The organism is Bradyrhizobium sp. USDA 3311 (assembly GCF_054062495.1).
Window position 1 is genome coordinate 437,464 of sequence record NZ_JBSSFI010000001.1, and the last position, 13,898, is coordinate 451,361.

The 13,898-nt window shown below is 58.7% G+C and carries 9 protein-coding genes and 6 pseudogenes; 5 read left to right on the forward strand and 10 right to left on the reverse strand.

Annotated features, from left to right (window positions below; all coding sequences use genetic code 11):
* The first annotated feature begins 359 nt into the window (after window positions 1-359).
* Entirely contained in the window at window positions 360-494 is a 135-nt protein-coding gene (locus ACVWW6_RS02065) for a phospholipase effector Tle1 domain-containing protein (RefSeq protein ID WP_456683111.1), read from the forward strand.
* A gap of 366 nt (window positions 495-860) precedes the next feature.
* On the opposite strand, the pseudogene ACVWW6_RS02070 reads toward ACVWW6_RS02065, so the two are convergent.
* The 8 genes and pseudogenes from ACVWW6_RS02070 to ACVWW6_RS02105 form a co-directional block, all read right to left on the reverse strand.
* Window positions 861-1,377, reverse strand: a pseudogene (locus ACVWW6_RS02070) (transposase); the annotation flags it as partial.
* 632 nt (window positions 1,378-2,009) lie between these two features.
* Complete coding sequence (locus ACVWW6_RS02075; protein WP_179880036.1) at window positions 2,010-2,360, reverse strand: ApeA N-terminal domain 1-containing protein; 351 nt, start codon at window positions 2,358-2,360, stop codon at window positions 2,010-2,012.
* Window positions 2,361-2,624: 264 nt separating this feature from the next.
* Window positions 2,625-2,822: pseudogene (locus tag ACVWW6_RS02080) on the reverse strand (integrase core domain-containing protein); the annotation flags it as partial.
* A gap of 466 nt (window positions 2,823-3,288) precedes the next feature.
* Window positions 3,289-4,599, reverse strand: a pseudogene (locus tag ACVWW6_RS02085) (HlyD family type I secretion periplasmic adaptor subunit).
* Window positions 4,596-5,989, reverse strand: a pseudogene (locus ACVWW6_RS02090) (IS481 family transposase). Before ACVWW6_RS02090 ends, ACVWW6_RS02085 begins: the two co-directional pseudogenes overlap by 4 nt.
* Before the next feature lie 49 nt (window positions 5,990-6,038).
* Complete coding sequence (locus tag ACVWW6_RS02095; RefSeq protein ID WP_161533309.1) at window positions 6,039-6,236, reverse strand: hypothetical protein; 198 nt, start codon at window positions 6,234-6,236, stop codon at window positions 6,039-6,041.
* Between the two features lie 113 nt (window positions 6,237-6,349).
* Complete coding sequence (locus ACVWW6_RS02100; protein ID WP_456680063.1) at window positions 6,350-6,694, reverse strand: hypothetical protein; 345 nt, start codon at window positions 6,692-6,694, stop codon at window positions 6,350-6,352.
* A 238-nt stretch (window positions 6,695-6,932) separates the two neighbouring features.
* A complete protein-coding gene (locus tag ACVWW6_RS02105; protein WP_143279366.1) occupies window positions 6,933-7,136 on the reverse strand; it encodes a hypothetical protein in 204 nt (67 codons plus the stop codon).
* A 962-nt stretch (window positions 7,137-8,098) separates the two neighbouring features.
* On the opposite strand from ACVWW6_RS02105, the pseudogene ACVWW6_RS02110 reads away from it, so the two are divergent.
* Window positions 8,099-8,351 (forward strand): annotated as a pseudogene (locus tag ACVWW6_RS02110) (integrase core domain-containing protein); the annotation flags it as partial.
* Window positions 8,352-8,441: 90 nt separating this feature from the next.
* Here ACVWW6_RS02110 and ACVWW6_RS02115 read toward each other — a convergent pair.
* Window positions 8,442-9,077 carry a dethiobiotin synthase gene (locus ACVWW6_RS02115; protein WP_097669451.1) on the reverse strand — a complete coding sequence of 212 codons (636 nt, stop codon included), beginning with the start codon at window positions 9,075-9,077 and terminating at the stop codon, window positions 8,442-8,444.
* An 845-nt stretch (window positions 9,078-9,922) separates the two neighbouring features.
* On the opposite strand from ACVWW6_RS02115, the gene ACVWW6_RS02120 reads away from it, so the two are divergent.
* The 3 genes from ACVWW6_RS02120 to ACVWW6_RS02130 all read left to right on the forward strand — a co-directional run bounded on the left by ACVWW6_RS02120 (window position 9,923) and on the right by ACVWW6_RS02130 (window position 12,371).
* Complete coding sequence (locus ACVWW6_RS02120; RefSeq protein WP_097669452.1) at window positions 9,923-10,282, forward strand: Dabb family protein; 360 nt, start codon at window positions 9,923-9,925, stop codon at window positions 10,280-10,282.
* Window positions 10,283-10,395: 113 nt separating this feature from the next.
* Window positions 10,396-11,790 carry an aminodeoxychorismate synthase component I gene (gene pabB / locus ACVWW6_RS02125; protein ID WP_456680064.1) on the forward strand — a complete coding sequence of 465 codons (1,395 nt, stop codon included), beginning with the start codon at window positions 10,396-10,398 and terminating at the stop codon, window positions 11,788-11,790.
* Window positions 11,787-12,371: an anthranilate synthase component II gene (locus tag ACVWW6_RS02130; RefSeq protein ID WP_097669454.1), complete on the forward strand. Its 585-nt coding sequence runs from the start codon at window positions 11,787-11,789 to the stop codon at window positions 12,369-12,371. Before pabB ends, ACVWW6_RS02130 begins: the two co-directional genes overlap by 4 nt.
* A gap of 461 nt (window positions 12,372-12,832) precedes the next feature.
* On the opposite strand, the pseudogene ACVWW6_RS02135 reads toward ACVWW6_RS02130, so the two are convergent.
* A pseudogene (locus tag ACVWW6_RS02135) lies at window positions 12,833-13,697 on the reverse strand (ISNCY family transposase); the annotation flags it as partial.
* Window positions 13,698-13,898: the final 201 nt, after the last annotated feature.

Here is a 13,898-nt window from a genome sequence, read left to right on the forward strand (position 1 = left end):
GGCGCGCCGGTGAACCGCCCAGGCAGACATGCGGCCCCTGGCCGAACGACAGGTGCGGGTTATGCCGCCGGGTGACATCGAACCTGTCGGCATCGCCATAGATCGACTGACCGCAGGGATGGGTGAAAGAAGTTCGACCGTACCCGCCACTGAAGTGTCCGCTAATATAGTGCCCGTCCCGAAAACCGTCGCACTGCGATTGGTGATGATGCGGTGAACAGAGCAAATCGTGTGCCGAAGTGGATTCACAGGCTCAGCAGGCACTTCGTAGCGGCGCGTAGTGGCAGGTTTCTGGCATTAAGTCTCAATGCCGACATCCGGCGCAGCCGGTGCCCGACAAAGGCCTACTCTCGCGCAGAATGGGCGGGGCAGCCCTTGCGCGATATTTGAAGCATCCGGATTGGCTGCAGCAGGTGTGGTTCGCTGGAAACCACTCCGATGTCGGCGGTAGCTATCTGGAAAACGAAGGCCGCCTCCCCGACATTTCGCTCTAGGTTGGATGGCGCATGGGCCGAGAACTTTCCCGACAGCAAGCGGAGGCAAGTGGGCCGAAGGGTTACGTCAAGTGCAGAGCTAGTCCTTCATCCGGCGGTGCTCAGCGCTTCGCCGCGAAGCGGGGCGGGCAGCATTACTAAAAGCGGAGTGCCTATAGTTCCGCTATCCTCGCCTTCAGCCGCTCGTATGGGCTCGAGCGAGCAATTGAAAGCTGATCACGTATCACTGCACACGCGAACGCACCTCGCTCTGGAATACGACCGTCCGGGTCGGGGCCAATGGCAAAAATCCGCGTCCGCGAGCAACCAATCAATAACGTCTCAATCGTCCGCGACGGACAGAAACGAGTGCCGCGTCGACATTAGCTTCGATGACAGATCGCGCTTCTGCCACACGGTGTGCTCGTCGAGCCAGCCATCCTTCAGCCGGCCGATGGCGGATGCCGCCCGGCAACATCCTTGCCGGGCAGCGCAGCTAGCGTCTCCGAGAAGTCGCCAGTCGAGATACCCTAAAGGTTCGGCAGCAGCGTCTCGATCGACTTCGAACGGCGCATGTAGGGTGGCAGGATCTACGGAGAGAACCGGAGGCAGTCGCGATCCGTGGCGTCCGCCCCGCGATCGAGCACACGTGGCGACGGACAGCGACCGGACCGATACCGGTCATCACCTCGCGTTTCGGCAGGAGACCGTGGCGGACGACGCGCTGATGACCGTCCGCGGTCTTCAAATCGGCATGCTTGCCGAGAAAGTCCTCAGCCTCAGCCTCAGCCTCAGCCTCGGCCTCGACCGCCTGGGCGAGACGAGCACGTGCCCCGCTACGCAACACTTCTATGAGTTGATCGGCGACGTTTGCAATCAGCTTGAGGATGTTAGCTTTTGACACGGCATATCGCTCCTTCATCCGAACGCATCGCGTGGGACCGCGTGGCGAGCTAATCTGAGTGAAAGGCTTCATGGCGGTTCACTACTGTGCTCATAGCCGACGCGCCAAGGGGACGCTTTGCCACTGGGACAAGTTTCTCGGGATCCCCATCTTCGCCGGATCTCCAGCCCAAGGCCAACGGCATCTCCCGTTCGCTAATTCTTCTGCTGCTATGACTGGCGAGGTGTATTGGCCTAAAACCTGGCCATCAAACAGGAGAGCGCATCCTCCCGGCACAATAATGATCTCCGCTAGCCCATAGCATGTTTCGTAACTCCACTTCATAGCCAGCTACCGGAGCTATCCCCTTTGATGTCCGTGGCAACGCGAGCGCGACTCGGAGCCTTCACTCAAGAGAATTAACGCTGTCCCTGCCGCGCCCGCGCTGCCCGGAAGTTAGCAGCCACGTGACTCGGCGCTTCGTCGGTCCCGAAAGCGCTGTCCCTAACACGCGCCACTAACTTCGGTGGCCAGCCTACCTTGCTCTAACACCGCTAACCACCTCGCCTTCCCGAGAGTGTCGTCAAGCTACACGGGTGGGAATGTATCGCCAAGAGCGCTCTTGGGCGCCTACCAGGAGAGGTGGCTCGCCTTCAGGGAGGCAACCGTTGCCCCTCAACCTCTGGTTCAGTCCACCGCTTCCAAAGGGTTTCAAGTCGGCCGATGCCACCACTGGCAAACGTCAAGGAATAACCGACCCGCGTATACCGAAATAGTGACACCGCCTCCTGCTCCCGCGTGACACCATGCACAATGGGGAATCGAACGATATCGGCTCGAATTGGTCCGCTTTGCATCGGACGGAGAGAGTCCGCCAACGATAGCTCAATTCGTTCGGCTCGAGATACGAGCATCCCAGCTACTTTCCTGTCAGGCGTCTCGGGCAGAAACCACGTCCCATCCGTTTCGAACGTTTGGCTCATGTCGCGGTTGCGGTTGGGCATAGTCACCTCGGGCGTGACGATATGGCGCCCCTACTCGTTGTCGCGCTTCGTCGGCACTCCCCAAGATAGCCCATGATTCGGATACCGGGAGCTATACGAAACGGAATCCCTATGATTCCGAGATGCATGTAAAGCTAATTTGCGAGCTGTGTAGCGGCGCCCGAGGCTTGATCAGATGCAGCTAGGAACCGCTGAAGCTCGCACTTGATACACCGAGCAAATTTGCAGCGCTTCCCGCCCTTTTGGTAGGTGGAGTTGACCCCGTCAGACCGGACACTCGGCTGGTTTGATGGATGCAATGTATTCCCGCGGCAAGCGGTAGCCCAGCTGGGAATGGGGGTGTTCTGAGTTGTAAAAGGCGATGTATCGGCCGATCGAGGCGCGGGCGTCGGACACGGTGTCGTAGGCGCGCAGATAGACCTCTTCGTATTTGACGCTGCGCCACAGCCGCTCGACGAACAGCCATACACCTCCCTTCCTGAGCGTGCGGCGCAACCAACTCAACAGCGCGTTATCGCTTCGGCGGCCCTCTCTGAAGTGCCGAAGCGCAAGGCAAGTGAGGGCGGCGGACCGGGTTCACCCAAATTTCCGAGGGGCAACCCGCCAGCGGGTCAGCAGCCCTCGGCTCGCATGAGGCGCAAGCCGGTGGCTGGTCGACTAAGCTTTTTGGCTGGAATATGGGATCCGCTTACGTTGGTGCGAGCCAGCAATGCATAAGATCGCCGAGAGCTTGCTGCCGATCAAGGTCTGCGGGAGGCTCGTCGCTTAACGAATTTGATTCCGGAGGTCGCCATACAAACGATCTTCACTTCGCTCAAGGACGTGGTCAAAACTGGCCCATTTCCGTGCTATCATTATCTCCCGCCCACAAGGGAGGAGGCGAAGTGAAGTTCGCGGAGACGACGTGAATGATTTCAACGTGAAGGACTCACTTCTCGCGGAACGCGCGCATCAGCTGGTCGCTAAGCGGCTTCATCAGATAGGTCAGCATGGTGCGGTCGCCGGTCTGGACGAAAGCTTCCACCGGCATGCCCGGAATGATCTTGATGTCGCTGCCGAGGCGCGCGACCTCCTCCGGCGGCATCGAGACGCGGATGGTGTAGAAGCTCTGCCCGGTGCGCTGATCGGTGGTGACGTCGGCGGAGACGCGGGTCACGACGCCGTTCAGTTCCGGCGTGGTGCGCTGGTTCAGGGCCGAGAGCCGCAGCAGCGTCTTCTGGCCGACCTGCAGCTTGTCGATGTCCTGTGGATTGACCTTGGCCTCGACCGACAGGTCGTCGGCCTTCGGCACGATCATCATGATGGCGTCGCCGGCGGTGATGACGCCGCCGACGGTGTGCACCGTCGATTGCAGCACCACGCCGTCCTGCGGCGCGCGGATGTCGATGCGGCGAAGCTAGTCTTCGGCGGTGACCTTGCGCTCGACGAACTCGCCGATCTTGTCATTGGTCTCGCGCAGGTCCTTCGAGACTTCGGCGAGCATGTCTTTGTCGACCTGGATGATCTGCAGCTCGGTCTCGGTGATCTTGCCCTTGGCCTGCGCGCGCGAGGCGATGTATTGCGCGCGCTCGCCAGTGAGCCGCGCGGCATCGCGTTCGAGCGTGGTCAGCCGGTTGATCTGCACCAGATGCTGCTCGTAGAGCCGACGGACGCCGACCAGCTCCTGCTGCACCAGTTCGATCTCCTTGTCCTTAGCCGTCTCCTGCGCCTGGAGCCCGGCGATCTCCTCGTTGAGCTGGGTGACGCGCTCACGCAGCTGCGCTTTCTGGCCGGTGCGCCCGTTGACGCGGACCTCGAACAGCTTGGTCTCGCTCGCCATCACGTAGCGGGCATCAGGGTCGTCGGCGCGCTCGGTGAGCTGCGGCGGAAAGGCGATCTTGAGCCGGTTCTGCTGCTCGGCCTCAAGCCGGGCCGCGCGCGCGTAAAGTCCGCTCAGCGCCTTGACGACGATCGCAAGGCTCGCCTTCACCACGGTCTCGTCGAGCCGCACCACGATGTCGCCGGCAGCGACCACGTCGCCGTCGCGCACCCGCACCTCGCCGACCACGCCGCCGGTCGGATGCTGCACCTTCTTCAGGTTGGAATCGACAACCACCGAGCCCGGCGCGACCAGGGCGCCCGAGATCGGCACCGTCGAAGCCCAGCCGCCGACGCCGCCGGCGAGCACGAGGACCACGACGAGGCCGCCGATCAGGTGCTTCCTGATCGACTGGTGCGCCTTCCGCGGCTGCTCTTTCATGACTTCGCTGCTCCCGCGTCGGAGACGATCTTGATCGGCGGCGGCGGGACACGCTGCAGCACCTGCCCGAGCACGGCTTCCTTCGGACCGAAGGTCTGCATGCGGCCGTCCTTCAGCACCAGGAGTTGGTCGACGCCCTCGATGCCGATCGACCGGTGTGCGACCACGATCACAACCGCGCCGCGCCCGCGCGCCGCGCACACCGCACGCGTCAAGGCCTCGTCGCCCTCGCTGTCGAGATTGGAGTTCGGCTCGTCCAGCACGATCAGGAACGGGTTGCCGTAGAGTGCCCGCGCCAGCGCCACGCGCTGGGCCTGGCCCGCCGAGAGCGCGGTGCCCTGCTCGCCGACCTGGGTGCCATAGCCCTCGCGCAACTTGATGATCATCTCGTGCACGCCGGCCTCTTTCGCCGCGGCGATGATGGCATCGGTGTTTAGTCCCGGCATTTGCTGGAGCGGATTAAGTTTGAATCGTTCTGGCTGGGAAGTCCAGCATTTGCAGATGTATTCGTAGGGCGTGAGGCCCTTCAGGGTCTTCAGCCGTCGAGCGTAGTTGTAGGCGTTAATGAAGTCGGCGAGGTGTGCTTCGAGCTGATCGTGTCGATCGTAATGGTAGCGTTGGACGGTCGCTTCCTTGATCGTGCGGTTCATGCGCTCGACCTGTCCATTGGTCCAGGGATGCTTGATCTTGGTCAGCCGATGTTCGATGCCATTCTCTTGGCAGCGGATATCGAACATATGTGTCGTATATCTTGCCGTCGGGCCGTCCGCGTAGCGCGGCGGGAAAGTGAACTGGATCCCATTGTCGGTGAGAACCGTGTGGATCTTGTAGGGGACAGCCGCGATCAGGGCTTCGAGGAAGGCCGAGGCGGAGGTCCTTCCCGTCTTCCTGACCAGTTGCACGAAGGCGAACTTGCTGGTGCGATCGATGGCGACGTAGAGGAGAGCTTGCCTTCAGCGGTCTGCAGCTCGGCGATGTCGATGTGGAAGTAGCCGATCGGGTAAGCCTTGAACTTTTTCTTCGCAGGCTTGCTGCCTTCGACCTCCGGCAATCGGCTGATGCCGTGGCGCTGGAGACAGCGATGCAGGGATGATCGCGTCAGATGCGGGATGGTCGGTTGGAGCGCATAGAGGCAATCGTCGAGCGGCAATAGCGTATGCCGCCGGAAAGCGACGATGATCGCCTCCTCCTCGATGGAAAGCACTGTCGACTTGGCGTCCCTGGGGCCTGTCGGGATATCGGCGACAGTCTCGCGATCCTTCCACTTCGCGACAGTCTTCTGGTTGATCCCGTAGCGCTTGGCGAGCGCCCTCAGGCTCTCTTGACTATTTTGTATTGCTCGACGGACTGCCTCCGTCGTGGTGGCGCAGCCGTGTAAAACTTGTCCCATAGCGCATCCTTCGAATCGTGCGATAAGAATGCACCATCAAAGCCTGGGACTAAACACCTAGCCCCACCTCCTTAGTTTTTTGAAAGACGTTTTTCCCACCCCACGGACGCTTGTCTTTGGGGTCGATTGTGTCGAGATCCACTTCGGCGCTTTTTGCGGCGCGTTCGATAGACCGAAGCATCCGGTCTTCGATTGGAAGGATTATCCCGCCCCGCGCTTCGATATTGGCGCGAATCTTATCGCGCAACTGCTGCCCATGTCTCAACGAGTGAGCGACATAAGAGTCGATCAGAGGTTTCGAGAAGTTCTTTTATCAGAAATCGGATATTGACGGTCGCCTCAATACAAGCTTCGCGAGGATCATGCCGGTTTCTTTCCAGTGTTTACAAATTTATCGAGGTACGAGTCGAGCAACTTGTATTGACGGACCATATTTCCAGCGACTGCGGCCATCTCACGACCCCACGCCTGTGTCCTCCCCAGCGTACCCGCAGCGATGCAGCAATAGCTGGCGGTCTCGACCATCAGCGAAACTGCCAGTCCGGTAAAGTCAGACTCGGTGTTGAATTGCGCGATTCTATCTAAGTCAACTTCGATGCGCTCGATTTCGGGAACGGTATGGCCTGTCATGGATTTGAGTTCGATGTTGGAATCTTCGACGGTCTCAGCGGAAATGGGCTGCAGTACGATCGCGGTTAAGCTCATCGATTCGATCGGCGGATGAAGGTGATGGGGTGTCTTCGCAACCGAACCGCCGCATCAGCGCTTTACATCACGCTCGCCAGCCCTCAGACGCACTCTTGCGAATATGTCAGGGGGATGAGGACTGCTGGCCAATTGGCGGGTGCGTCCTCGGCTCACCCACGTCGCCAACGGGCCCGCTAGTCGAAACGAAGATAGATGACCGCGTGCCGCCTTACGCCGCAACGCGGCTCCCAGCGTCTTAGATGCCGCTAATCACCGGGCGTTCGATCTGCCACGGTTCAATGTCGTACCAATCGAACACCTCTGACAGGCTATAGGGTATTTCACAAACCGGTTCGCCCGGTTCGGTCGGTTCTTCGACGAGATAGAACTCGTCATATGCGACCCTCACCATGTGGTCGCGATAACAGTTCGGTACGTTCGCTTTTCTGGCGCGTTTCATTAGCTTCGCTCTCTAATCGCGAGAATTGATCAGGATGTACTATAATGAGATATCCCTCGCGGCAAAATATTGAGCGGCCAAGTCTGTCGAGGTTGTTGACGCGAGCCGTTTTGAAAGCCCGCTCAATCCATGTGCTAACTCGGCGTATGGTCGGCAATTTCGCTGTTTCACGCTCAGCCTTCGCCAGTTCGACCACAATGTGTCGTTCTCGGTCATATGCCCAACTAGCATACTTTGTTCCGAGAAACTGATCGACGAGGTCAGGTATGATCGCCGAGGGAAAAGAAGTGCGTCCTCTTTTTTATCAGGAACACCAAGCGATTTCGTCACCCCTCCAGCGTGTGGGCAAATTCATGGAGATTGCTCTCGGAAGTCTTGATTATTGAAGTGAGCACGTTGGCACGAAACGTCTTGTTCGAGGCGCTTTTGTCTTCCTGCCGCCAACAATACTGAGAGGCCAAAGGAACCGCCAATTGCCGAGCGCCGCCTCAGCCTGAGATGGCGACCGTTCGCTTAAACCATTTTTTTGGTAGGCCAATGTAGTAGCTGCGCCTGCGAAGCTCTGGCTCTGACCTATTGAGCGTTTCGCAAATGGATTTCACAGGCGTGCCTGCATCAACAAGCTCGCGCAGCAGTTCGTCTTCTCGTTTCGTCCAGCGAGGAGGGGCGAGAGTCAACTTTAATCCAACCTCTTAGCTTCGATTTCATGCGGCGCTGGAGAAATGGGCAAACTGCGCCTTGCCATGCTTTGACTGCGATCTCCGCGTTCCTGTTCGGGAATGCGAAGCACAGTCCCGAACAGGACGGCGAAGCGCATTTGGCAGGTTCGAGCGTGACCAAGTTGGGCCTGCCGTAACGGCGCCTCGCCTATCCCAATCATCGCGTCGGCGCCTCAGGATGGCAGAGGAGAAGTTCCTTCGAAAGCTATACGTTGGCATAGTCGAAGCTCCGGGGTCCGCAAATGCAGCAAGCTCGGCCTCCAGCACGTCTTCACCAGGCCCGACGACCGCAAACAAACGGCAAGGCCGAACGCTTCATTCAGACAGTGCTGCCCGAGTGGGCTACGCTCGTGCCTACGACACCTCGGATCAGCGCGCCCAAAATCTGCCAATCTGGCTTCATCACTACAACTGGCATCGCCCGCACGGTAGTCTGCAAGCCAAACCACCCATCAGCGGCCTCGGCGTACCGATGGACGACCTCCTGAGATTCCACGCTAAAGATAAGCACCATCGCCCGGCGGTTGTCATTCCGCTTGAAGCGCGTGTTGCATGCGGATGCCAATCAACGACTTCATCTTTAGCATCATGAATTGAAATCATCGTGACAGAAGGAGGCCTTGAACGCAGCTTGCAGCGTGTCTGCCGACAAAGGCGCAATCCAGGGCAGTCGTCCTAACCACCGCACCCGTCCAATCTCGCAAATTGCTGCCACAGCGTCCGAATTCTTTTCGCCAACGAAAGCGATCCCAAGAATGACGATCTGGCGCCTTCGGAGCGCATCTATGGACAGCAGTGAACAATTGATCGTACTCAGAGTTGTGCTCGCGCAGAGCACGACAGGTAGTCGCCACCGCTCCAAGAGGTCAATGTAAAGCGAGCCGCAATTCAGCGGCTCCATTAGTCCGCCGGTACCCTCGATCACGAGCGGCTGCCCTCCGGTGTCCGGTACGTCCAGCGAATCCGGTTTGATGCGAACCTCGTCAATCCCCGAGGAACTGTGGTGCCAAGCGGCCGTTTGCAGTCGGTAACGCTCAGGCACGATGCGATCCGGCGGAAGACTGCCAAGCCGAGCGACCCGCTCGGTATCGGTTTCTCCTTCGAGGCCGGCCTGAATCGGTTTCCAAAACTTCGCACCGAGGAGATTGACGAGTCCTGCGCAGAACACCGTCTTTCCGATGCCGGCGCCAGTAGCGGTCACCACAATCTGCTTCTGGCTCATTGAGTTTGGCCTCTTGTCTCCTCCTGCAGTTGTACGCAATTCACCCTCCACGATTTCAGTATCAATTCACAAATATACGCCAGTCGGGAGTACCCGCCTCGCGCCTGGGAAGATCGGCAATCAACGTTCCGCGTACGACCTGGCCTTCCAGGCGCGTCGAGCAAAACTCTGCTCAGCTCCCTTACGGCCATTTTTTACTCTCTCAAAGCAAAGTAGCGGTCGCTCAATCTATGCGACTCACGGATGGCCTTCGTTGCCGATGCCCCTGGCCTGAAAGGGCCTGTTCCGCCTGGCCAACTGATAGATTGAATTATAGAGTTTCGCGCGCGGACCATCGCGCTTCCCTAAGTTGCGTTTCATGCGTTGTGACAGGTTGAGATTGTTTTCGGCGCACAAATACTGTCCGGATCGGACGAGGGCATTCACCTGCGGCACGATGTATCCTAATAGATGCAGAACCGTACGTTTCGGACCCCAGCTCTACGAGAGGTGCCTGAGTTCAATCGATATGGGCTGTTGAGATAGTGCTGAATCGTCTTGTCGGGAAACACTGATCGACGGTATCACCCGCAACGAAGTATTGCGGGTTCTCGAGCTTTGCACGCGGATTCATCGAGCCGCCGAGCCAGAATATGCCACATTCAGATCATTTTGGACACCGAGCAACTCACACGTCTTGCTCAATTGGAAATTCTGCGAGTCTCTGCTGTTGCGAGCCTCTGCTGCAAGGCCGAGCGTCACACGAGCGCCCCCTTGCCATCAACGACGTTCCAGCATTGCATTGCGTTGCGCCGCTCCCCGAGGTAAGGACGCGGCCAAGTTGAGGCGTCACCTTTGCGGCCACCATGATCCGTCACATCGTCTTCTTCACAGCCAGGGATGAGGCCTGTATCGACCAAATCGTCAAAGGTCTATCGGTTCTCACCTCAATCCCATATGCACGCCGGCTCGAGATTGCGCGCAACCGCAAGAGCGATCAGCTCGGCAATGACATCGACGTCGTAGTGTACGGGGAGTTTGCTAGCGAGACGGATCTCGCTGCGTACAAAACGCACAATTTGTATCGAGAAGCGATCAGATGCGTACGGCCACTTCGGGAGTTGCGCTTTGCCGCTGACTATGAGCTGTCAACAGATGTGCATTTCGCGGGAACGGCAGGGCTAACGCAAGTCGCTCGGCGTAGCGGATCAGCTGGCGGTGAGTAGCTTGATGATCAGCCGCAGGGTCTTGTACGCTCGGGCGGAAACAACCCTCCTTCGGAGCGGCATCACACCGGCGCAGGCCTCACAACCTGGCGGTCGTCGGTAACAGATAGCCTATGCACGTCCGCGAGTTGCAGTGGATTGAACCTGTCAAGGCGCTGCGGTGCCTTGCGCCGTGGCCGCAGCTTACCTTTCTCGATAGCGCGGCAGGGCATGAGCTGCTTGGGCGTTACTCATATCTGGCCTGCGAGCCGTTCGGCACCTATTTGGTCGCAGATGGACAGGCAAGTTGGAATGGAGTGGCACTTACAGGCGATCCATGGGAGGTCCTCCGCGGTCTTCTTGCGAGATACAAAGAAGCGCATCGCCCCGATCTCCCCCCATTCCAGGGCGGCGCAGCCGGCTTCCTTGCTTACGATCTGAACCGAACACTGGAGCAGCTGCCGCCGCCGTCAATTCACGGCCTCCGGTTGCCTCAATCAATCCTGCATTTTTACGATGTGGTCGTCAGCTTCGATCACCGGCACCACAGGTGCTGGATCGTCTCGACCGGATGGCCCGAACAGGACCCAACCCGACGAGCCGATCGCGCGCGTCGTCGCGCCGACGAGTTTGCAGCACTGCTCGCCAGGCCAAAGTCGCCGCGGAACATAATCCCCAGCACGGCGGGCGCTTGGCATTCTAACTATAACCGTGAACGCTTTATCGCAGCGGTCCAGCGCGTCGTCGGCTTGATCCTGGCAGGAGATATATTCCAGGCCAACATCGCGCAACGCTTCAGTGCCAGGGTTTCGCCCCTGTTCGATCCGCTCACCTTTTATTGCCAGCTCCGGACTCTGAACCCGGCACCGTTTGCAGCTCTCTTGCGTTACGATAAGCTGACGATCGCATCAAGCTCTCCTGAGAGATTTCTAAAACTTGACGAACGGCAAGTCGAAACGCGCCCGATCAAGGGCACATTCGCGCGTTCCGCCGATTCCGCGGAAGATGGGCGGCGTGCCGAACTCCTTCTTGCGTCCGAGAAGGATCGTGCCGAGAACATTATGATTGTCGACCTGCTGCGCAACGATCTGTCACGCGTTTGTACCGACAATTCGGTCGATGTTACCGCACTGTGCAACCTAGAATCCTATGCATCGGTGCACCATCTCGTTTCGATTGTCAGGGGCGCACTTGCTGAAGACAAGGACGCCGTCAGTTTGCTTCGCGCCTGCTTTCCGGGCGGCTCCGTTACCGGCGTTCCGAAGGTGCGAGCAATGGAGATTATTGCGGACATCGAGGGAGTGGCGCGAGAGGTCTATTGCGGCGCGATCGGTTTCATTGGATTCAATGGACAGATGGACACGAACATTGCGATCCGCACTGTGATGATCGACGACGACCTAGCTGTCTTTCATGCAGGGGCTGGGATAACGGCGATGTCGGATCCTGAAGCCGAGTACGAGGAGACGCTTGCCAAGGCACAGCGACTCTTCGCCGCCTTTGGTGCCGATCTATCTGGTGCATTTTGATTCTGATCATCGACAATTACGACTCATTCGTGTTCAATATCGCGCGATATTTCCGCGCGCTCGGTGAAGAGACGCAAGTCGTCCGGAATGACGCGATGAGCTTCACCGATCTCCTCGCGCTCCAGGCGCGTGCAATCGTGATCTCTCCCGGACCTTGCACGCCAATGGAGGCCGGCATATCCACTGCCGTTGTCCGCGAACTATCGGGTCGCGTTCCAATTCTTGGCATCTGTCTTGGGCACCAGTGTATTGGGAGCGTTTTCGGCGGTCGCGTGGTACGCGCGCGTTGTCCGATGCACGGTCGAGCCTCACACATAACTCATGACGGCCGAGGGTTGTTCAAGCAACTCCCGTCTCCACTTTCTGTTGGACGCTATCATTCTCTGGCGGTTGAACTAGAGGAGTCAGACGCGCAGCATCTCGTGGTGACAGCCCGCTCAAATGAAGGTGAGATCATGGCTTTGGCACATCGGCATCAACCGACCTATGGACTGCAATTCCACCCGGAGTCAGTACTTACTCAACAAGGTCACGTGCTGCTCATGAATTTCCTGCGATTGGCAGAGAGCTTCCGAGCGTGAGATCGGCGACTTCGTCCCAAACGTGGCAGCCTAGTCCATAGAAGGGGCATCAAGCTGCAAACTTGACGGATCTAACTCGGCACTCCGTGCGAAACAGCTCTGACCTGTTGAAGGTGTGACGAGAGAGCGCGAAAAAGCTCGATTTGTACGCTTTGTACGCAACTTTTTCTTTAAATTCAGGCTCAATTGAATTACTGGAAGCCAGCAATGCGTAGCTTTCCTCGCATTACCTCCATTCGATGAGTAGGCGGATCATCGTCTAGCCCATCGCAAAATGTTTATTTGAGATCCGCCAAGAAGTTGGTGGTGCCTTGCGGTAGTCTCGCTACCGCTGCCCTGACGGGCGTTTCCTCCCTTGACTTGGCCGCCGGTCCTATAGATCGGCGGTTCTTCTCGGTGGCAGGTCAAACGTTCTCATGAAGCAGGACTCATAAGATCAATCTGCACTTGCGGGACGCCGTTTCCTGCGCGCCGCGGATATCGCGCAACAACGGGACCGGGTCGAGAACGGCATGTATTTCTTGGAGATGGGCACGAACCGAGCGGGGCGTGTCGGCGGCTAAGCGCTGGTGTGGTGTCGCCGGCGCACGGTATGTCTTGCGCACACGCGCATCGTCGCGCTGCCCGGCTATCAATTGAACGAGGATTGGAAGACGTGCACGAACAGCCTCCGCGATCGATAGTGTTCAGCCAGCAGCACTTCCAGGCTCTCGAACCGACGATAGCCGACCATTCTGCGCGCGACGGCGCCGTTCTTCTGCTCGACGAACGGCTGGTCATTCTTTCGGTAGGGCCGGCAACGCGTGAAAACGATGTTGGCCGCCTCGCAGTGGGCATTCAGCGTCTCAATCATGAACACGGTATCATTGTCAGTATCGAGGCCGAGCAGCGCAAAAGGCAATGGTTTGCGCAATTCCGTCAGCACCATTTTCAATAGCGCCTGTTCGCGCCACGATCAGAGCAGCGCACTCTGTCCAGCCGGTAGCACTGTCGGTGAGCACGAGGGTCAGGATGAAGCTGCCGGGCAGATGGACCGCTATGTGCTACAAGGTCGGCCTCGAATCCGGGCGCCGGATCATTCCAATCTGCCGACGTCCGTATTGGAACACTGCGACGCAACGAGTGCGTCGCGTGCCGCCGGCGCTTGCGACCTGATTCTTCTTGGATCCGCACTAATGTGCGGTCGATCGTCGCAGCGCTCATCGCCAAAAGTTTGGCGCCGATCTGGGGGGCAAGGTCGAGGTGGCCGTGCCGTTCCATCGCCTCAATCGGCGCAGGCAGTAATGCCTTCAGCCGCTTCCCGCAGATCCGGCCTGTCGCCTCCCACTTGCATAACCTGCCGGCCGCGATCAGAAGTCGGCGCGGTCCCTCGCGGATCGCGCCGACGCCGGGATCGTAACTCCGGTCGGGCTACGCCCTCCCAACGTCACGAGCCCGGCGAAACTCTCTCACGTTGATTGGGTTCTTCCGCACATTTGGTGCAGGGTGCAGGATTCACGAACAGTGCGAATAAGGGCATAAGGTCGG